Source organism: Rheinheimera sp. MMS21-TC3, assembly GCF_032229285.1.
Lineage (GTDB): Bacteria > Pseudomonadota > Gammaproteobacteria > Enterobacterales > Alteromonadaceae > Alishewanella.
Genome location: NZ_CP135084.1, coordinates 900,672 through 919,574, shown reverse-complemented (window position 1 = coordinate 919,574; position 18,903 = coordinate 900,672). Strand labels below are relative to the sequence as shown.

Sequence of the window (18,903 nt, the reverse complement as noted above, 5' to 3'; positions counted from 1 at the left end):
TAGTTCAGCAAGGTTAAGAACAACTTCTTAACGAGTGCGTGCGCAAAGCTCTGCTTCTGTGAAGAAGTAAGCAATTTCGCGTGCAGCTGATGCAGCAGCATCAGAACCGTGAACCGCATTCTCATCGATGCTTGCAGCATAGTCAGCACGTAAAGTACCGGCTAAGGCTTCAGCTGGGTTAGTTGCACCCATTATTTCACGATTTTTTAAAACAGCATTTTCGCCTTCTAAAACCTGAACCATAACTGGACCAGAGATCATAAATGACACTAAAGCATTAAAAAATGGACGCTCTTTATGTTCAGCATAAAAGCCTTCTGCTTGTTCTTTGCTTAAGTGAACCATTTTTGCAGCAACAATACGTAAACCAGCAGTTTCAAAACGATTGTAGATAGCACCAATTACATTTTTAGCAACGGCATCTGGTTTAATAATTGAAAAAGTACGTTCTAACGCCATCATAGGCTCCTGATTAAAGTTAATGAATAAATAGATTGATAAATTTAAGGCGGCAAATTATACGCTATAAGTAGAAAAAAACCTATTTGTTGCCGCAAATAAGCCGATTTTATAACCAATAAAGCAAAATAGCTGCAAAATAGTCGCTAGTATAAAAACAATAAAACCTTATCGAAAACGATAAGGTTAATGTAATTGTACTCTAGGGCTTGGCAGTAAGCTGCTTAGCCTTCACTCACCATGTTAATAGTGTATTTAGGTATTTCAACAATTAAATCTTCATCAGCAACTTTAGCTTGGCAACCTAACCGCGACTCAGGCTCTAAGCCCCAAGCTTTATCTAACATATCGTCTTCTAATTCATCGCTTTCGTTTAATGAATAAAAGCCTTCACGCACTATGACGTGACAAGTTGTACAAGCACAAGACTTCTCACAAGCATGCTCAATAGAAATGCCATTTCGCAGTGCTACATCTAACACTGTCTCGCCGACTTTTGCATCTAAGGCTGCACCTTCAGGGCATAGTTCTGCATGGGGTAAAAATACTATTTGTGGCATTTGCTATACCTCGTCCACGTTATGACCTTGTAACGCTAAGCGGATAGAAGTATCCATTCGGCGCGCAGCAAAGTCGTCAGTCAATGTATTGGTGTGTTCAATTGCAGCTTTAATGGCTGCGGTGTCGTCGCTTGATTTTACTTGTACTAATGCCAGCAAAGCTTGTTCAATCTGCTGTAATTCCTCGGCATTTAATAATGCAGCATCAGCCGCTAGTGCTTGAGTAATAGCCTCTAACACTCGCTCTGCTTCAACTTGTTGCTCGCGTAATAAACGCAATTGCATATCTTCACGAGCGTATTGCATCGAGCTTTTTAGCATAGTTGCAACTTGATCATCAGTTAAACCATAGGAAGGTTTAACTTGAATGCTCGATTTAACACCTGTCGATTTTTCTTCAGCATTTACACTTAATAAACCATCAGCATCCACTTGAAAGGTAACGCGAATATGGGCGCCACCAGCAGGCATAGCCGGTATATTTCTCAATTCAAACTTTGCTAATGAGCGACAATCAGCAACTAGTTCACGTTCACCTTGAACTACATGTAAGGCCATAGCAGTTTGGCCATCTTTAAAGGTAGTAAACTCCTGCGCCCTAGCTACTGGAATAACAGTATTTCGAGGGATAATTTTCTCGGTTAAACCACCCATAGTCTCTAGGCCTAATGACAATGGGATAACATCTAATAATAAGGTATCTTCATCTGCCTTATTCCCTACCAGTACATTAGCTTGAATGGCTGCACCTATAGCAACAACTTTATCTGGATCAATACTGGTTAAAGGTTCTGTATTAAAGAAGCTGGCTACACCAGCGCGGACACAAGGTACCCGAGTACTGCCACCTACCATCACCACTTTTACTACTTCATCGGCCGTTACACCAGCATCGCGCAATACTTGACGGCAAGTGCGGGTTGTTTTTTTAACTAGTGCTAAGACGAGCTGGTCAAAATCAGTACGACTTAAACTAGCACTAAAATTACCGCTAGCTGTAGGTAAACTAAACTCAACTACATCAGTATCCGTTAATTGCTCTTTAACACTACGTGCTGTGGTTAAGTACTGGCGCATGGCTTGGTGATTTAAGCTAATTTCGCCGGTTTGCTGCTGTAGCCATGCGACTATAGCATGGTCAAAATCGTCACCGCCCAGTGCAGCATCACCGCCAGTGGCTAGTACTTCAAATATGCCGCGGCGTAAACGTAAGATAGAAATATCAAAAGTTCCACCGCCTAAATCGTACACAGCCACTACACCTTCTTGGCCGGAATCTAAACCATAAGCAAGTGCCGCTGCAGTAGGTTCATTTAATAAGCGTAAAACGTTAAGTCCGGCTAAGGTAGCCGCATCTTTAGTTGCTTGGCGCTGGGCATCATCAAAATAGGCTGGCACAGTGATAACAACACCGGTTAATTCGCCGCCTAAGGCCTCTGTTGCTGTGCTAGCTAAGCTGGATAAAATTGCAGCTGAAACTTCAACAGGATTTTTTACCCCTTGTGCGGTATCTATGGCGACTAAGCCATGTTGATCAATTAAGCGATAAGGTACTTTTTCATTTAACTGGGCAATTTCAGTGTAGCCTTTACCCATAAGCCGCTTCACTGAAACAATAGTATTATCAGCATCTGTTATAGCTGCTTGCATGGCTGCTTGGCCAACAATGACTTGCTCTGGCGTATAGCGCACCACCGATGGCAACATATCTTGGCCCTGTATATTAAACAAGGTTGTTGCTTCACCACTACGTACAGTTGCGACTAATGAATTGGTTGTACCAAGGTCAATACCTACAGCCAGCTTATGCTGATGTGGGGCAGTACTTTGGCCAGGCTCTGCGATCTGTAATAATGCCATAGTAAAGTTTAATCTTTTAGTTGCTGTTCTATAAACTCTAACTCATGTTGTAATTTATAGAAAAATTTAAGTTTTCGAATTAAGTCAGCTGCTTGCTGATCTTGCTCAGGCTTGGCCTGTCTAAGCGCATCGGCTAACTGCACTAATAATTGCTTTTTAGCTTGCTGTAACTCGGTTTCAACATGATCAATAACCGCATCAGGATCGGCTGCAGTTTTAATCTCTGCCAATTGCTCACGCAACGTCATTTGCTGCATTAAAAACATCGGTTCATTAAAACTGCGTTGTTCATCATCAATAAGTAAACCACGTAATGCCAATAAGTGTTCAGCCCGAAGCAAAGGCTGCTTCAGACTACGATAGGCATCATTAATATTAGCGGTTTGCTGGACAGCCATTAGCCGGTCACGCTCAGATCCTGCCGAGTGTTTATCGGGATGAAACTGACGTTGTAGCTTAAGATAGCGCGAGTTTAGCTCAGCAAGATCAAGTTCGAACTGAGCAGGTAAATTAAACAGCTGAAAATAATTCATCAGAACCCTAAACGTTAAACAGTAAAGCTTTCACCACAACCACATTCGCCATCGACATTAGGGTTGTTAAATTGAAAACCTTCGTTCAGGCCTTCTTTGACAAAATCAAGCTGGGTACCATCGATATAAACCAAGCTTTTACCATCGACGACTAATTTTAAATCGTCATGTTCAAATACTTGGTCATCTTCGTTTAGCGTATCGACAAACTCTAGCACATAGGCTAACCCAGAACAGCCCGTTGTTTTTACACCGACCCGCAAGCCAATACCCTTGCCACGATTATGTAAAAAGTTCCGCACTCTGTCTGCTGCAGCTTCAGTCATCGAAATCGCCATACCAATTACTCTCCTCGCTTTTGCTTATAGTTAGCAATAGCGGCTTTAATCGCGTCTTCTGCTAAAATAGAGCAGTGAATCTTTACCGGTGGTAAAGCTAATTCATTAGCAATATCGGTATTTTTAATTTCTTGGGCTTCGGCTAAGCTTTTACCCTTAACCCATTCGGTTACTAATGAGCTAGATGCAATAGCACTACCACAACCGTAAGTTTTAAACTTAGCATCTTCAATAATGCCGTCTGCACTAACTTTAATTTGTAGTTTCATTACGTCACCACAAGCAGGTGCGCCAACCATACCTGTTGCTACGTTGTCATCACCATCTTCAAATGAACCCACGTTACGTGGATTTTCATAGTGATCTATTACTTTATCGCTGTATGCCATGATAATTACCTCTCTGGTGGTGAGCTACGCTTAATGCGCAGTCCAAGCCACAGTGTTTAAATCGATACCGTCTTTGTACATATCCCAAAGCGGTGACATTGCACGAAGTCTGTCTATTGCTTGATGCACAATCTTAATAGTGTGATCAATTTCTTGCTCTGTTGTATAACGACCAATACTAAAACGAATAGAACTATGCGCGAGCTCATCGCTCATACCTAAAGCACGTAATACATAAGATGGCTCTAAGCTAGCAGAAGTACAAGCAGAACCCGATGACACTGCAACATCCTTTAACGCCATTATTAGCGACTCGCCTTCAACATAGTTAAAGCTAATATTAGTAATATGCGGTACCCGCTGTTTTGCGTTACCGTTTAAAAACACTTGCTCCATGCCTTCCACGCCTTTTAATAACCGGTCGCGCAAAGCAGTAATACGTTGGTTTTCTGCGGCCATTTCTTGCTTCATTACCGCAAAGGCTTCACCCATACCAACAATTTGGTGAGTTGCTAACGTGCCTGAACGCATACCGCGCTCGTGACCACCACCATGCATTTGTGCTTCTAAACGGATACGAGGTTTACGGCGAACATATAAAGCGCCTATGCCTTTTGGTCCGTAAGCTTTATGGCCAGAAAACGACATTAAATCGACTTTAAGTTTTTGTAAGTCAATCTCAACTTTACCTGGCGCTTGTGCGGCATCAACATGGAATAGAATATTTTTACTACGACAAAACTCGCCAATTGCAGCTATGTCTTGCACTACACCAATTTCATTATTAACAAACATCACACTAATTAATGTTGTGTCTGGGCGTACTGCTGCTTCAATTTGCTCAAGAGTTAATAAACCATCTGTTTGTGGTTCTAAATAGGTAACTTCGTAACCTTCGCGCTCTAATTGACGCATGGTATCTAATACCGCTTTATGTTCAGTTTTTACCGTAATTAAGTGTTTACCTTTTTTATGGTAAAAGTTTGCTGCACCTTTAATCGCTAAGTTGTCTGACTCAGTTGCGCCTGAGGTGAAAACGATTTCACGCGGATCAGCGTTAATTAAATCGGCCACTTGGCTACGAGCAATTTCTACCGCTTCTTCGGCTTGCCAACCAAAACGATGCGAACGCGATGCGGGATTACCAAACTCACCGTCCATCGTCATAAACTGCATCATTTTTTCTGCAACGCGTTTATCAACAGGAGAAGTTGCAGCGTAGTCAAGATAAATAGGTAGCTTCATTATTTGCTCCGTGTTTTACTTTCAACTGACAACAATATTATTCGTTGCCGTATTTTTTGCATTGCGACTAAGTTGTCGCTTTGCTACAGTTTTTACATCTTGCTGGTTTACCAGCTCACCCAACGATATGCTGGTTAAAAAATCTTCAATTCTGTGACTTAAATCACTCCACAAAGTATGCGTTAAGCAGCGCATACCCCCTTGGCAATCTGACTTACCTTGGCAACGGGTAGCGTCAACACTTTCGTCTACTGCTGCTATAACCTCAGACACACTAATTAAAGCGGCCTCTCGGCTTAGCAAATAACCACCACCCGGCCCGCGGACACTGGTTACTAGCCCATACTTACGAAGGCGAGCAAATAACTGCTCAAGATAAGACAGCGAAATACCTTGCCGTTCTGAAATGTCAGCCAGAGACACAGGGCCAGTCGCTTTGTGTAAAGCTACATCTAACATAGCGGTTACTGCATAACGGCCTTTGGATGTTAATCTCATAGTCTGCTCCCTGATAATTATAGCTCCATTCTACATACTTGACTAATTTAGTCAAGTATTAAGCTGAGTAAAACAGTCAGGTATTAGCCTAAAATTAGCCCTTATATCTCTGGATCAAAAGCAGCTATATCCTTCGCTCTAGCCTCTGCAGCCCGTTGTTCTGCTTGCAAAAAGTCTTCTTCTTCAATATCTACTGTTGGCATAATACTACAGACATCACCGCCGAGTTCATTTACGCCATGGCAGAGTTCTTCAACTTTAGTATCTAGCATTTGAATATGATCGAGCATCCGACCAATAGCATTAGCTACAGGATCGGGGTTATCCGCTGCCACTGCATAGGCATCGAAACCAAACCTTTTAGCCATATGTTTACGCTCATCACTTAGCTTTACATCTGCTCTGGCGACAATGCGACCAGGTATGCCAATAACAGTTGCCCCTGTTGGTACATCTTTAACCACCACAGCATTAGAGCCAATACGGGCATTTTCACCTACATTTAATGGCCCTAATACTTTAGCGCCAGCGCCAATAACAACACCATTACCTAAAGTTGGATGGCGTTTGCCTGCACTCCAGCTAGTGCCACCTAAGGTCACACCATGATATAAAGTACAATCATCACCTATCTCGGCAGTTTCACCTATCACCACCCCCATGCCATGGTCGATAAAGCAGCGGCGGCCAATTTTAGCACCGGGGTGAATTTCTACCCCTGTAATCCAACGGGCAAAAGTGCTAATAAAACGTGCTAGCCAAGTCCAGTTTGCTCGCCATAGTCTATGGCTAAGCCGATGCCACCAAATTGCATGTAAACCTGGGTAAGTGGTAAGTACTTCAAATGTATTACGTGCCGCTGGGTCGCGATCAAAGACACTTTTTATATCTTCGCGGATACCTGCAAACATGCTATTACTCCTTGGCCTGCTTTGCTGCAGAACTAAAGCGTTGAATTGACGTTAAAACGCCACGCAAAATATTATACTCAGCCTCTTCTGGGCGGGCTCGGCTAAATAAACGTTTTAATTTCGTCATCACCACACCAGGGTGCTGCTTAATAATAAAGCCCGTATCATCTAGCGTTTGCTCTAAATGCTGATAAAAACTATTCATTTGCTCATTTGTTGGATAATTAGCTGTATCTTCTATTTCAGCTTGGCCAACTTGGCCAAGCCATGCCATCCGTACTTCATAACAAAGTAGCTGTACCGCCATAGCTAAATTTAATGAGCTGTACTCTGGATTAGCATTAATACAGACATGATAGTTACACAGTTGTAGTTCTTCGTTAGATAAACCGCTGTTTTCACGGCCAAACACTATAGCAACAGGCTGCTGTTTAGCTTCAGCCACCGCTTTTAGACCGCATTCTCTTGGTTCTAACATGGGCCAACTGAGAGTGCGAGACCGCGCACTACTGCCCACTACTAAGCCACAATCAGCTATAGCAGGCGCTAAAGAATCAAAACTTTTTGCTTGAGCTAAAATATCACTTGCGCCTGCTGCTAAGGCATAAGCTTGACCATCTGGCTGTTCTTTGGGCGCAACTAAGTACAGGCTAGATAAGCCCATTGTTTTCATTGCTCGCGCAACCGACCCAATGTTGCCAGTATGGGTAGTGCCAACTAATACAATTCTAATCTGTTCTAACATTAAAGGCGCCCTAGGTAAAATGGCCAGCATTCTAGCATAGGCAAAAACGTTTGTTTATGAAAAAGAGTCGCTCTATCTATAGCTAAAGCCTAATTTATTGACCACGAATTTCTGTATTTTTACCTTGGCTTTGCTACACTAAAGCCAATTTTACCCTCAAAGGATATGCGCCATGAAAAAAGTTTCATTAGCATTAGCTTTATCTACTTTGTTATTTAGCACGCTAAGCAGCGCAAATAATAACCTAGAATCAATACAGTTAGCCGTTGAGCACAATAGTCGCAGTAGTGAGAATATTCAACGAGACCAATATCGACATCCAGTTGAAACCTTAAGCTTTTTTGAGTTAACACCAAGCAGCACTGTGGTTGAAATCTCACCCGGTGGCGGTTGGTATACAGAGATTTTAGCCCCGTTATTAGCCGCTCATGGTAAGTTGTATGCAGCCCACTTCCCAGCTAACAGTAACTCTGAATACTACAAAACTAATAGAGCGGCTTTTATTAAAAAGTTAGCTGCTAACCCTATTTATAATCGTGTAGTGTTGACTGAATTTGCGGTAAGTGACGCTGAGGAAATTGCGCCTGCTGCCAGTGCAGATGTAGTATTAACCTTTCGTAATTTACATAACTGGTATAGTCAAGGCCGCGATGAAGCCTTAGTTGCCGCTTTTAAGCAGTTTTATACTGCCTTAAAACCAGGTGGTATCTTAGGCGTAGTAGAACATAGTTTGCCCGCCGCGCAAAAAGACTCTGACTGGTTAAAAAGTGGTTATGTACCTGAAGACTTGACGATTAAATTAGCTAAACAAGCGGGTTTTATCTTTGAAGCAAGTAGCGATATTAATGCTAACCCTAAAGATAGCGCAGATTATGTACACGGCGTCTGGACTTTGCCGCCCTCTTTACGCTTAAAAGAGCAAGATCGAGCTAAGTATTTAGCTATTGGCGAAAGTAATCGAATGACTTTAAAATTTCGTAAACCTTTAACTCCATAATTTTAACGACGGATATATTAATGAAAGTATTGGTAATTGGCGGCGGTGGCCGTGAGCATGCCCTGGCATGGAAAGCGGCTCAATCAAGTTTAGCTACTGAAGTCTTTGTTGCACCAGGCAATGCAGGTACGGCAAAAGAGCCTAACTTACAAAATGTCGCTATTGCAGCTGATGATATTAACGCCCTTTTGGACTTTGCTAAGCAACAACAGATTGATTTAACCATTGTTGGCCCTGAAGCCCCACTAGCTAAAGGTGTTGTTGATGTTTTTAATGCTGCTGGTCTCGCTATTTTTGGCCCCAGCCAAGCGGCTGCCCAATTAGAAAGCTCTAAAGCCTTTGCAAAAGACTTTTTAGCTCGGCATAAGATCCCAACTGCCGCTTATCAAACCTTTACAGAAATAGCGCCCGCTAAAGCTTTTGTTGATAAGTTAGGCACCCCTATAGTGATTAAAGCCGACGGTCTTGCTGCTGGTAAAGGCGTTATTATTGCTCAAACCGCAGCTGAAGCTTATGCCGCCATCGACGATATGTTAGCTGGTAATAAATTTGGCTCTGCTGGTAGTCGCGTAGTAATAGAAGAGTTTTTAACCGGGGAAGAAGCATCTTTTATTGTCATGGTTGACGGTAAAACGGCTTTACCTTTTGCTTCATCGCAAGATCATAAAGCCCGTGATAATGGCGACTTAGGCCCAAATACCGGCGGTATGGGTGCTTATTCTCCAGCGCCTGTTGTCACACCAGAAGTACATAACTGGGTAATGGAAAAAGTAATTTACCCAACTGTTAACGGCATGGCTGATGAAGGCATTGTTTTTACCGGTTTCTTATATGCTGGTTTAATGATAGCAGCCGATGGCAGCGCTAAGGTACTAGAATTTAACTGCCGTTTTGGCGACCCTGAAACGCAGCCGATTATGATGCGTTTAGAGTCTGATTTAGTTCAACTTTGCTTAGATGCTTGTAACACTAACCTAGCAGGGCAAAGCATCAAGTTTAGCCCCAAAGCTGCTGTTGGTGTAGTGTTAGCCGCTGGCGGCTATCCAGACGATTATGCTAAAGGTTTAGTTATTAACGGCTTATCTGGTATTGACAGCAACACAGCTAAAGTATTCCATGCTGGTACTGCACTAGTTGATAACCAAGTCGTTACCAGTGGTGGTAGAGTTTTATGCGCTACGGCTTTAGGCGATAGCGTGAGCTTAGCCCAACAAGCAGCTTATCAATTAGCTAATAAAATTAGTTGGGATGCTATGTTCTATCGTAGTGATATTGGTTATCGAGCTATAGCTCGCGAGCAAAGCTAAGGTTAGATTCTAACCTTAGCTTATTAACCGGCTAAGTTGCACAGCGGCTTAGCTGGTTTTTGTTTTAGTAACAAAACAATGCCAACTCGACAGCCTAAATTTTAAAATGTTGCACTAAGCCAAGATTTTGCATTAAGGTATTCGGTCTTATAGTTAACGGTGCTGTTATTTATGTCACATAAAAACCCTATTATAGCCATTACCGGCTCATCTGGCGCAGGCACAACAACGACAAGTACTGCTTTTAAACATATATTTCGCACTTTAGGTATTAATGCTGCTTTTGTTGAAGGTGACTGTTTTCATCGTTTTAGTCGTCCTGAAATGGAAGTAGCTGTGCGTAAAGCTAAAGAGCAAGGCCGTTACATTAGTTATTTTGGCCCTGAGGCTAATGATTTTGCTGCATTAGAAACTTTTTTTACTAGTTATGCTGAAACTGGCTGCGGCAAAGTACGCCATTATCTACATACTTTTGATGAAGCTGTGCCTTACAACCAGTTACCCGGCACCTTTACCCCTTGGCAAAGTATAGGTGAAAACACCGATTTATTATTTTACGAAGGCTTACACGGTGGCGCTGTTACCGAGCAAAACAATATTGCCCAGCATGTCGATTTGCTTATTGGCATGGTGCCTATTGTTAACTTAGAGTGGATCCAAAAAATTATCCGTGACACCTCTGAGCGAGGTCATAGCCGTGAAGCTGTGCAAGCCAGTATAGTAGGCAGTATGGATGATTACATTAACCATATCACGCCGCAGTTCTCTCGTACTCATATTAACTTTCAGCGCGTACCTACAGTTGATACCTCAAACCCCTTTAGCGCTAAGGATATTCCATCTTTAGATGAAAGCTTTGTTGTTATACGTTTTCGTGGCATTAAGCATGTCGATTTTCCCTATTATTTGCGGATGATTAATGGCTCTTTTATGTCTCGGGTTAACACCCTAGTTGTACCAGGTGGTAAAATGGCCTTAGCCATGGAGTTAATTTTAACCCCTTTAGTTGAAGACTTGATGATTAAACGCCGTCAAGCTCGCGGTCAAGTTGATTGGCTGGGCGCCTAATTTTGCTTAGTAACAAGAAATTAGGCTAATCATTATTGTACAATAAATAATCAACTCGATAATGTTAGTGCAAGCATTTGGCTGCTAGCTGTTTAATCTGCGTTACAAAATACTGTTTTTCAGCCGTTTAGCGAAAGTCAAGATGGCAACCCCTAGTAAATTTATCAATTTGTTTAAATAATAACCTTTGCTTTGCAGCAAAAAATCCGTAAACTTAGCGCCCCTTAAGGGTTAAGCCGTGGATTCAGTGGTGCGTATAGGTCCATATCAGTTAACGAACCAAGTAATTTGCGCTCCTATGGCAGGAGTAACGGATCATACTTTTCGGGAACTTTGCAGGCGTTTTGGCGCAGCTTTAGCTGTATCTGAAATGATGTCGAGTAATCCTCTGGTGTGGCAAAGTGATAAATCACAGCTCCGCATGGGCCATCGGTTAGAGTCGGGTATTTGTTCAATTCAAATAGCCGGAGCAGATCCACAGCAAATGGCTGAAGCAGCATGTTATAATGTCGACAATGGCGCAGACATTATCGACATTAATATGGGCTGCCCAGCAAAAAAAGTGAACAAAAAATTAGCCGGATCGGCTTTGCTACAATATCCCGATCTGGTGCAAGACATTGTTCGTGCAGTGGTAAATGCAGTAAAGGTTCCTGTCACGTTAAAAATACGTACTGGATGGGATCAAGATAATATAAACGGTATTCAGATTGCGCAGATTGCCCAAGATAATGGTATTCAAGCGCTTGCTGTACACGGCAGGACTCGGGCTTGTATGTACAAAGGTGAGGCCGAATACGACACTATTCGATCAATCAAGAATGCAGTGTCGATACCGGTTATCGCTAACGGTGACATAACAAGCCCAGAAAAAGCGCGTTTCGTGCTGGATTACACCGGTGCTGATGCCATTATGATTGGACGAGCCGCGCAAGGAAGACCCTGGATTTTCCGCGAAGTAGTGCATTATCTGGCTACTGGCGAGAAACTAGACGCACCCAGCATTGCTGAGGTACGACAAATTATGCTAGAGCACGTGCAGGGTTTACACCAGCTTTATGGTGAGCTCGCCGGTTCTCGCATTGCCCGCAAACATGTGGGCTGGTATTTAGCCGAGCATGACAAACTCGGTGTGTTTCGTAGTGAATTCAATGGTATTGAGCAGGCTCAAACCCAGCTTAATGCCTTAAATGACTATTTTCATAAACTAGCAGCAACCTAACGTAAAAGAGAAAAGCAATGTTTAATTCGAACGTTACTTCGCCATTTATAACTAACGCCCACGTACAAACGCAGGAAAAGCCACAGGCTTTACGCAGTGCAGCCCAAAAAGCTGTTGCTAACTACCTGCAGCAATTAAACGGTCAGGACGTTGATGATTTGTACGAGTTGGTCTTATCTGAACTAGAGCGCCCGTTACTGGAAGAAGTTATGAAGTATACTCGCGGCAACCAAACCCGCGCCGCAAACTTAATGGGTATCAACCGTGGTACGCTTCGCAAGAAATTAAAGCAATACGGTATGGGTTAATACCAACGCAGGGCAGTTTGTCCTGCGATTTAAGCACCTTCGGGTGCTTTTTTATTATTAGCTATAGCCAATTTCTAAACGCGAAATGAGATTTTAAACATGACCACACTACGCCCTATCCGCCGCGCATTATTAAGCGTATCTGACAAAACTGGTATTGTAGAATTTGCCCGCTCTTTAGCGGCTTTAAATGTTGAAATTCTTTCTACCGGCGGTACCGCTAAATTACTTACCGAGCAAGGCATTAATGTAATAGAAGTCTCTGATTACACCGGCCACGCTGAAATTATGGGTGGCAGAGTTAAAACTCTGCACCCTAAAGTTCACGGTGGTATTTTAGCCCGTCGCGGTATCGATGAAGATGTAATGGCCGAAAACAACATCAGCCACATTGATTTAGTTGTTGTTAATTTATACCCATTTGCCAGTACTGTTGCCAAACCAGGCTGTACTTTAGAAGATGCCATCGAAAATATCGATATCGGCGGCCCAACTATGGTACGCGCAGCAGCAAAGAACCATAAAGATGTCACTATCGTTGTTAATGCCAGTGATTACGACAAGGTTATTGCAGAAATGCAGCAAAATAACGGGGCAACTAACCACTGTACTCGTTTTAGTTTAGCCATTAGTGCCTTTGAGCATACGGCTCAGTATGACGGTATGATAGCTAACTACTTTGGCACTAAATTACCAGCCTACTCTACTCCTTCAGAAACTGGTAACAAGTTCCCGCGCACCTACAACGCTCAGTTTGTTAAAAAGCAAGATTTACGCTATGGCGAAAACAGCCATCAGCAAGCTGCATTTTATGTTGATAGCAACACCCAAACTGCCTCAGTTTCAAGCGCAACACAGCTACAAGGTAAAGCTTTATCATATAATAACATTGCCGACACTGATGCAGCTTTAGAGTGCGTTAAAGAATTTGCCGAGCCAGCTTGCGTTATTGTTAAACATGCAAACCCTTGTGGAGTCGCCATTGGTGAGTCTATTTTAGAGGCTTATAGCCGTGCTTATAAAACAGACCCAACATCTGCTTTTGGCGGCATTATTGCTTTTAACCGTGAACTAGACGAAACCACAGCTAACGCTATTATTAGCCAGCAATTTGTTGAAGTGATTATCGCTCCTTCTGCAACAGAAGCAGCAGTTACCGCAGTAGGCACTAAGCCAAATGTGCGCTTATTAGTTTGTGGTGAATTTAACCAAACAACAACAGCAGTTGATATTAAGCAAGTTAATGGCGGCATCTTATTACAAGACCGCGATCAAGCTAAGATCAGCGCTGACGACTTAACTGTAGTGAGTAAGCGCCAACCAACAGAGCAAGAGTTAACCGACTTACTATTCTGCTGGAAAGTAGCTAAATATGTTAAATCAAATGCTATTGTTTATGTTAAAGATAGCATGACCATAGGTGTTGGCGCCGGTCAAATGAGCCGCGTATATAGTGCTAAAATTGCTGGAATTAAAGCCGCGGATGAAAACCTAGAAGTTAAAGGTTCAGTAATGGCCTCTGATGCTTTCTTCCCATTCCGTGATGGCATAGACGCAGCAGCAGCCGCCGGTATTACTGCGGTAATTCAACCTGGTGGTTCAATGCGCGATGCCGAAGTGGTTGCCGCTGCGGATGAGCACGGCATGGCAATGGTATTTACTGGCGTTAGACACTTCCGTCATTAAGTCGCTAAGGTGCTAAGTAACTAGCTAAGTAACTAAATAGTTAGCCTGATAAAAAGCCGCAACAGCGGCTTTTTTATTTGTGCCAAGTTTAAAATATCCCCTGGCACTTGCTGTTAAATTTAAGCGCAGTAGGATCTAGCGCATCTATTTAATATTTATAGGCAGCTTAAGTGAGAACTAATTTAATTACTGCTGAAGGCTATAACAAACTTAATCAAGAATTAAACTATTTATGGCGCGAATTTCGACCAGAAATTACTAAGAAAGTTGCTTGGGCAGCCAGCTTAGGGGATAGATCAGATAACGCTGACTATACTGAAAATAAGCGTTTATTACGGCAAATAGACTCTAAAGTACGCTTTTTACGTAAAAGAATCGAAGCATTAAAAATTGTTGAATACTCACCGCAACAAGAAGGTCGAGTGTTTTTTGGCGCTTGGGTAGAAATAGAAAATGATGCCGGTGAAATAAAAAAGCTACGCATTGTCGGCCCAGATGAAATATATGGCCGTAACGATTATATCTCCATAGATTCGCCCATGGCACGAGCCTTACTTAAGCAAACCGTTGATAGCGAAGTTATAGTACAAACGCCTACCGGCTCGCAAAATTGGACCATCAACCAGATCAGTTATCAAGCTTAGGCTAGCACGTTTAAATTATCATGCTAAGCCTAACAGCATTTTATGTAAGCCACTTTAACCTTGCGAAAACAGCGCTCATTACTATACTTCTAATTTTAAATTAAAGGATGCAAAATAATGAGGAAATTGTTAACTTTAATTTTATCGTTATGCTGTTTTCACCTCACGGCCAGCTCTAAGCCCGATCTGTTATTGGCGGAAATATACCATGATACTATTGATGTTCGGCAATACTGGATTAGTGAAAAGCTAGATGGGGTGCGGGCTTATTGGGATGGCCAACAGTTAATATCCCGCGGTGGCAAGCTAATTTCAGCACCTGCTTGGTTTACGGCTAATTTTCCTAATACTGAGCTAGATGGCGAGCTATGGTTAGGCCGAGGTCAATTCGCTACTACCTTAAGCATTATTAGTAAAGATAGTCCAATCGATACTGAGTGGCAGCAAATTGGCTATTATATTTTTGAACTGCCTAATGCAATTGGCACTTTTAGCCAGCGGTTAAACACTATGCAAGCTATTGTTAAGCAGCAAAACTCGGCTTACTTACAGCTTATTCCACAGTTTCGCCTTAACAGCAAACAGCAACTGATGGCTAAACTTAATCAGCTAGAAACAGATGGTGCAGAAGGCTTAATGTTGCATCACCAAGATGCGCTGTATAAAACCGGCAGAAGCCAAGACTTACTTAAACTAAAAAGCTATTTAGATACTGAAGCCAAAGTTATTGGCTACCGAGCGGGTAAAGGCAAATACCAAGACATGATTGGAGCTTTAATTGTTAAAACGGCTGAAGGTAAAGAATTTGCCATTGGCAGTGGCTTAACTGATGAGTTACGTCAAACACCACCTGAGATAGGGACTATAATCACCTATCGTTATAATGGACTAACTAAACATGGCTTACCCCGCTTTGCTCGTTTTTTACGCGTCTATCCTGAACTTTAATAGCCTAGTTTAACCGCTAAAGGCTTCGCTTAACTGATGAACTGCTATATGATGCGGCACCTTAATTTTTGTTGTCTGCATGCACTATGTCGTCATCAACTATGCTCTATACTGATTTGTCTCACTACTATGATTTAATGTGTTGCGATATTGATTATCAGCAACAAAGCCGCGCTGTTATGCGGTTAAATGATTTATTCGGTAATGGCGGTAAAAATCATCTCGATCTAGCCTGTGGTACAGGTCCGCATATTCGCCATTTTATTGATGCCGGTTATCAAAGTTGTGGATTAGATTTAAATCAACCTATGCTAGATATTGCTAAGGCTCGCTGCCCTGAAGCTGAGTTTATGTTGCAAAACATGAATAATTTTACGCTAGCACAACCAGTTGATTTAATTACCTGCTTTTTATACTCATTGCACTACAACCCTAGCATTGCTGACTTACAACAATGTATCCAGCAAGCTTATCATGCACTAACCCCAGCCGGATTACTTTGCTTTAATGCGGTTGATAAAAATCTAATTTGTAATAATTCAGCGGTACGCCACAGTACTATATATGATAATAAGCTATTTGATTTTGAATCAGCTTGGTATTACTCAGGCCAAGGCGACACCCAAGCACTAAAACTTAACATAACTAAAACCAATGCAAATCTAGCTAAGCATTGGCAAGACCAACACGCTATGGTAGCAGTAAGTTTTGACCAACTACAGCAGCTACTATTACCATGGTTTGAAGTGTATATGCTAGAGCATAATTACGACAGTATTCAACAATATCAAACAGACTCAGGTAACGCCCTCTTTGTTTGTGTAAAACGCTGAGCTTAAATTTACAAAAACAAGTCATTAACAGCGGCATGAAGCATCTGCAACAGTGCTATTCCCTATCGAACTGATACCTTATGAAAGCTGTAATTGCCTTTTGACTGTACAAAAACTACATAGTACTAGCTAGCTCATACAGCTCTAATACATTAAAAGGTTTAGAGAAGAAAGCAGATTTTAACAAGTATTCTTTAAGTTCCGGATTTAGAGCATCAAACCTGCTCTGAGATGCTTTATCTAGAACAAAGTTCAACTTTTCGGTAGCCTTTATAAGCTCCAGTGTCGTTAGGCGTTGAGTATTATTTTTTGCTATTAACAAACTATATGCTAAGTTAGTTTTTTCACTAAAACTACAACGCTCAATAGCTAAATAGTTTAGATAAGCTAATATTGGTGCCAACTTTTCTAGTCTGTTTTTTACAAATTCTATAGTTTTATTATTAGGCTTATTTTGCGACTCAATTTCTTTACAAACTTTAACTCTTTGACCTAAAATAAAAATTGCATCATTTACTTCAACAAATAATTTTTCCTCTATGCTGGCATTAGCGTAAGAAAATGTTGGTAAAAAAATTAAAATTAAAATTAAAAGCTTATTCATAACTTACACCCATCAGCTATAGCTTTCCAAAAACGGTATTGCTTTTTATCCGCAACATGGTGCAGTGCTTGCTGCGTTGCAATGTAATCAATTTGACGCAATTTTATAGAATCTAACGCACTATAAGATCTAAAGTAATATTCCCAATTAGCTTGTGTTATATTCCATGCTGTTTGTCCAGCATCTGATGAAACGCTCTTACCTATTGCTACACTAACATCTCTAACTTTTTGCAAGCTCCCATTAACCGGAACTGCAGAGATTGCACTTGTTAAGCCTGAACTTCCAGCTCCTTTAACTGCATTGCCTCCAAAAATATTAATTAAGCTTCCTAAACTGATAAAGAACTTGGCAGATTTTTCTAACTTATGAAGTTCATTAATTTTTTCTATAGCATCTAAACTAGCAGAATCAAAAACTATACCGACTATCGCTGGGCATTTACTCATACTTAAATCCTTATATTAAGTTGGTGATCTCCATGAAAATTCGAACTTTTCAATAAAAAATACTCGTAACACTAAATAAATAGAGCAATAAAATAAACTAAAGAGCCACAAAAATAAACATCTAATTAACTAAAGAAACATTGAAGTGCCTTTGACACTCTATCTATTAATTACAAAACAAAATTTTATTACTTTTGAGGTTGGGCCGAAAACATTGTCAAAATTACCTTACCATTAGTAGCTGAGGGGCTAAAAATAAGATAGAAAGATTACAGAATAAAAATTATTTCTTTGAATGCTATATATTATTTGTTTTTAACTGCTTAATTTAAATAGTTAAATTTTTATTTTCATGTATAGCAGCATCTCAAGGTAACTCATCTCGACAGGCTTCATCGGCGAATTCTAATTCTATAGTAGTATGAGCAAATTCAAATTCAGCTAATTCTTGATCTAGCTGTTGTTTTAACTGCTTCATATCAGCAATTGTAATGTTTGATTTTAATTCAAGATGCACCGACATCACACTGTGTTCGCCATCTAAAGACCAAATATGAAAATGATGCAAGGCGGCAACTTGTGGCCTTGCCAGCAACACTTGCCTTACCTGTTTAACGACCTCTTTATCTGGCGCGGCTTGTAAAAATAACATAACAGTAAGTTTAAGGTTGCGCAGCACATTAAATAGAATAAATAAGGTAAAACCAATCGATAGAATGGGGTCAAGAATAGGCCAAGGCTTAAACATCAAGACAATAGACACGATAAACACGGCAACCCAGCCAAGTACGTCTTCTAACAAATGCCAATTTAGCACCCGCTCATTTAAGGTTTTACCGGCACTAAGTTTATAAGCTGCAAAGCCATTTACTGCCATGCCGAAAATAGCCAAAACTAACATGCCTTCAGCATGGGGCATAACAGGATCAAATATACGCGGAATAGCCGTTAATAAAATCCAAATAGAGCCAATTGTTAACACTGTGCCATTAATTAAAGCACCTAGTAACGAAAAACGCTTATAGCCATAAGAAAAAGTACTGTTAGCACCTTTGTCGCTAAGCTTATTTAACAACCAAGCGGAGCCAATAGATAAGCTATCGCCTAGATCATGCACGGCATCAGCCATAATTGCCGTACTGTTGGTTAACCAGCCACCTATAAACTCGATAATAGTAAAGCTAACATTAAGAAAAAACGCCCAACCAATGCGCCTTGACGCATCGCTGCCGCTAGCGTGATGATGGCTATGTCCGTGACTATGATGATTATGCATTTAGAACCTTAACTTAATAGGTT

Annotated in this window: 22 protein-coding genes; 9 read left to right on the top strand and 13 right to left on the bottom strand. The window is 41.3% G+C overall.

Annotation, left to right across the window (positions count from 1 at the left end; all coding sequences use genetic code 11):
• Nucleotides 1-27: 27 nt before the first annotated feature.
• The 10 genes from ndk to trmJ all read right to left on the bottom strand — a co-directional run bounded on the left by ndk (nt 28) and on the right by trmJ (nt 7,538).
• Nucleotides 28-459 (bottom strand): nucleoside-diphosphate kinase, encoded by a 432-nt coding sequence (gene ndk / locus RDV63_RS04645; protein ID WP_313908362.1) that lies wholly within the window; start codon nt 457-459, stop codon nt 28-30.
• A gap of 224 nt (nt 460-683) precedes the next feature.
• Nucleotides 684-1,019, bottom strand: coding sequence for an ISC system 2Fe-2S type ferredoxin (fdx, locus tag RDV63_RS04640; protein WP_313908360.1), 336 nt, complete (start codon nt 1,017-1,019; stop codon nt 684-686).
• Between the two features lie 3 nt (nt 1,020-1,022).
• Nucleotides 1,023-2,879 (bottom strand): Fe-S protein assembly chaperone HscA, encoded by a 1,857-nt coding sequence (gene hscA / locus RDV63_RS04635; protein ID WP_313908358.1) that lies wholly within the window; start codon nt 2,877-2,879, stop codon nt 1,023-1,025.
• 8 nt (nt 2,880-2,887) lie between these two features.
• Nucleotides 2,888-3,412, bottom strand: coding sequence for a co-chaperone HscB (gene hscB, locus RDV63_RS04630; RefSeq protein ID WP_313908356.1), 525 nt, complete (start codon nt 3,410-3,412; stop codon nt 2,888-2,890).
• Between the two features lie 14 nt (nt 3,413-3,426).
• Nucleotides 3,427-3,750: an iron-sulfur cluster assembly protein IscA gene (gene iscA, locus RDV63_RS04625; protein ID WP_313908355.1), complete on the bottom strand. Its 324-nt coding sequence runs from the start codon at nt 3,748-3,750 to the stop codon at nt 3,427-3,429.
• A gap of 5 nt (nt 3,751-3,755) precedes the next feature.
• The gene (iscU, locus tag RDV63_RS04620) at nt 3,756-4,139 is read right to left on the bottom strand and encodes a Fe-S cluster assembly scaffold IscU (protein WP_313908354.1); all 384 of its coding nucleotides are present in this window, start codon (nt 4,137-4,139) and stop codon (nt 3,756-3,758) included.
• 30 nt (nt 4,140-4,169) lie between these two features.
• Complete coding sequence (locus RDV63_RS04615; RefSeq protein WP_313908353.1) at nt 4,170-5,384, bottom strand: IscS subfamily cysteine desulfurase; 1,215 nt, start codon at nt 5,382-5,384, stop codon at nt 4,170-4,172.
• A gap of 21 nt (nt 5,385-5,405) precedes the next feature.
• Nucleotides 5,406-5,882, bottom strand: coding sequence for a Fe-S cluster assembly transcriptional regulator IscR (gene iscR / locus RDV63_RS04610; RefSeq protein ID WP_313908352.1), 477 nt, complete (start codon nt 5,880-5,882; stop codon nt 5,406-5,408).
• A 101-nt stretch (nt 5,883-5,983) separates the two neighbouring features.
• Nucleotides 5,984-6,793, bottom strand: coding sequence for a serine O-acetyltransferase (gene cysE / locus RDV63_RS04605; protein WP_313908351.1), 810 nt, complete (start codon nt 6,791-6,793; stop codon nt 5,984-5,986).
• Nucleotides 6,794-6,797: 4 nt separating this feature from the next.
• Complete coding sequence (trmJ, locus tag RDV63_RS04600; RefSeq protein WP_313908350.1) at nt 6,798-7,538, bottom strand: tRNA (cytosine(32)/uridine(32)-2'-O)-methyltransferase TrmJ; 741 nt, start codon at nt 7,536-7,538, stop codon at nt 6,798-6,800.
• A gap of 172 nt (nt 7,539-7,710) precedes the next feature.
• On the opposite strand from trmJ, the gene RDV63_RS04595 reads away from it, so the two are divergent.
• The 9 genes from RDV63_RS04595 to RDV63_RS04555 all read left to right on the top strand — a co-directional run bounded on the left by RDV63_RS04595 (nt 7,711) and on the right by RDV63_RS04555 (nt 16,551).
• Nucleotides 7,711-8,535 (top strand): class I SAM-dependent methyltransferase, encoded by an 825-nt coding sequence (locus RDV63_RS04595; protein WP_313908349.1) that lies wholly within the window; start codon nt 7,711-7,713, stop codon nt 8,533-8,535.
• A gap of 20 nt (nt 8,536-8,555) precedes the next feature.
• On the top strand, nt 8,556-9,842 hold the full coding sequence (gene purD / locus RDV63_RS04590; protein ID WP_313908348.1) for a phosphoribosylamine--glycine ligase: 1,287 nt from the start codon (nt 8,556-8,558) through the stop codon (nt 9,840-9,842).
• 171 nt (nt 9,843-10,013) lie between these two features.
• A complete protein-coding gene (locus tag RDV63_RS04585) occupies nt 10,014-10,910 on the top strand; it encodes a phosphoribulokinase (protein ID WP_313908347.1) in 897 nt (298 codons plus the stop codon).
• A gap of 238 nt (nt 10,911-11,148) precedes the next feature.
• Entirely contained in the window at nt 11,149-12,132 is a 984-nt protein-coding gene (gene dusB, locus RDV63_RS04580) for a tRNA dihydrouridine synthase DusB (protein WP_409934818.1), read from the top strand.
• A gap of 17 nt (nt 12,133-12,149) precedes the next feature.
• Complete coding sequence (fis, locus tag RDV63_RS04575) at nt 12,150-12,440, top strand: DNA-binding transcriptional regulator Fis (RefSeq protein WP_070048402.1); 291 nt, start codon at nt 12,150-12,152, stop codon at nt 12,438-12,440.
• 99 nt (nt 12,441-12,539) lie between these two features.
• Complete coding sequence (gene purH, locus RDV63_RS04570) at nt 12,540-14,126, top strand: bifunctional phosphoribosylaminoimidazolecarboxamide formyltransferase/IMP cyclohydrolase (protein ID WP_313908344.1); 1,587 nt, start codon at nt 12,540-12,542, stop codon at nt 14,124-14,126.
• A 170-nt stretch (nt 14,127-14,296) separates the two neighbouring features.
• The gene (greB, locus tag RDV63_RS04565) at nt 14,297-14,770 is read left to right on the top strand and encodes a transcription elongation factor GreB (protein WP_313908343.1); all 474 of its coding nucleotides are present in this window, start codon (nt 14,297-14,299) and stop codon (nt 14,768-14,770) included.
• Nucleotides 14,771-14,887: 117 nt separating this feature from the next.
• A complete protein-coding gene (locus RDV63_RS04560; protein ID WP_313908342.1) occupies nt 14,888-15,718 on the top strand; it encodes a DNA ligase in 831 nt (276 codons plus the stop codon).
• Nucleotides 15,719-15,804: 86 nt separating this feature from the next.
• Nucleotides 15,805-16,551, top strand: coding sequence for a class I SAM-dependent methyltransferase (locus RDV63_RS04555; protein ID WP_313908340.1), 747 nt, complete (start codon nt 15,805-15,807; stop codon nt 16,549-16,551).
• 115 nt (nt 16,552-16,666) lie between these two features.
• On the opposite strand, the gene RDV63_RS04550 is transcribed toward RDV63_RS04555, so the two are convergent.
• The 3 genes from RDV63_RS04550 to RDV63_RS04540 all read right to left on the bottom strand — a co-directional run bounded on the left by RDV63_RS04550 (nt 16,667) and on the right by RDV63_RS04540 (nt 18,880).
• Nucleotides 16,667-17,155 (bottom strand): hypothetical protein, encoded by a 489-nt coding sequence (locus tag RDV63_RS04550; RefSeq protein ID WP_313908339.1) that lies wholly within the window; start codon nt 17,153-17,155, stop codon nt 16,667-16,669.
• Nucleotides 17,152-17,604: a hypothetical protein gene (locus RDV63_RS04545; RefSeq protein ID WP_313908338.1), complete on the bottom strand. Its 453-nt coding sequence runs from the start codon at nt 17,602-17,604 to the stop codon at nt 17,152-17,154. The genes RDV63_RS04550 and RDV63_RS04545 overlap by 4 nt, the downstream gene beginning before the upstream one ends.
• Before the next feature lie 367 nt (nt 17,605-17,971).
• Entirely contained in the window at nt 17,972-18,880 is a 909-nt protein-coding gene (locus RDV63_RS04540; RefSeq protein ID WP_313908337.1) for a cation diffusion facilitator family transporter, read from the bottom strand.
• Between the last annotated feature and the right edge of the window lie 23 nt (nt 18,881-18,903).

Excerpts from the sequence above, each read along its gene's own strand:
- ndk (WP_313908362.1), bottom strand. The coding sequence starts at position 459 with ATGGCGTTAGAACGTACTTTTTCAATTATTAAACCAGATGCCGTTGCT.
- fdx (WP_313908360.1), bottom strand. The coding sequence starts at position 1,019 with ATGCCACAAATAGTATTTTTACCCCATGCAGAACTATGCCCTGAAGGT.
- hscA (WP_313908358.1), bottom strand. The coding sequence starts at position 2,879 with ATGGCATTATTACAGATCGCAGAGCCTGGCCAAAGTACTGCCCCACAT.
- hscB (WP_313908356.1), bottom strand. The coding sequence starts at position 3,412 with ATGAATTATTTTCAGCTGTTTAATTTACCTGCTCAGTTCGAACTTGAT.
- iscA (WP_313908355.1), bottom strand. The coding sequence starts at position 3,750 with ATGGCGATTTCGATGACTGAAGCTGCAGCAGACAGAGTGCGGAACTTT.
- iscU (WP_313908354.1), bottom strand. The coding sequence starts at position 4,139 with ATGGCATACAGCGATAAAGTAATAGATCACTATGAAAATCCACGTAAC.
- RDV63_RS04615 (WP_313908353.1), bottom strand. The coding sequence starts at position 5,384 with ATGAAGCTACCTATTTATCTTGACTACGCTGCAACTTCTCCTGTTGAT.
- iscR (WP_313908352.1), bottom strand. The coding sequence starts at position 5,882 with ATGAGATTAACATCCAAAGGCCGTTATGCAGTAACCGCTATGTTAGAT.
- cysE (WP_313908351.1), bottom strand. The coding sequence starts at position 6,793 with ATGTTTGCAGGTATCCGCGAAGATATAAAAAGTGTCTTTGATCGCGAC.
- trmJ (WP_313908350.1), bottom strand. The coding sequence starts at position 7,538 with ATGTTAGAACAGATTAGAATTGTATTAGTTGGCACTACCCATACTGGC.
- RDV63_RS04595 (WP_313908349.1), top strand. The coding sequence starts at position 7,711 with ATGAAAAAAGTTTCATTAGCATTAGCTTTATCTACTTTGTTATTTAGC.
- purD (WP_313908348.1), top strand. The coding sequence starts at position 8,556 with ATGAAAGTATTGGTAATTGGCGGCGGTGGCCGTGAGCATGCCCTGGCA.
- RDV63_RS04585 (WP_313908347.1), top strand. The coding sequence starts at position 10,014 with ATGTCACATAAAAACCCTATTATAGCCATTACCGGCTCATCTGGCGCA.
- fis (WP_070048402.1), top strand. The coding sequence starts at position 12,150 with ATGTTTAATTCGAACGTTACTTCGCCATTTATAACTAACGCCCACGTA.
- purH (WP_313908344.1), top strand. The coding sequence starts at position 12,540 with ATGACCACACTACGCCCTATCCGCCGCGCATTATTAAGCGTATCTGAC.
- RDV63_RS04560 (WP_313908342.1), top strand. The coding sequence starts at position 14,888 with ATGAGGAAATTGTTAACTTTAATTTTATCGTTATGCTGTTTTCACCTC.
- RDV63_RS04555 (WP_313908340.1), top strand. The coding sequence starts at position 15,805 with ATGTCGTCATCAACTATGCTCTATACTGATTTGTCTCACTACTATGAT.
- RDV63_RS04550 (WP_313908339.1), bottom strand. The coding sequence starts at position 17,155 with ATGAATAAGCTTTTAATTTTAATTTTAATTTTTTTACCAACATTTTCT.
- RDV63_RS04545 (WP_313908338.1), bottom strand. The coding sequence starts at position 17,604 with ATGAGTAAATGCCCAGCGATAGTCGGTATAGTTTTTGATTCTGCTAGT.
- RDV63_RS04540 (WP_313908337.1), bottom strand. The coding sequence starts at position 18,880 with ATGCATAATCATCATAGTCACGGACATAGCCATCATCACGCTAGCGGC.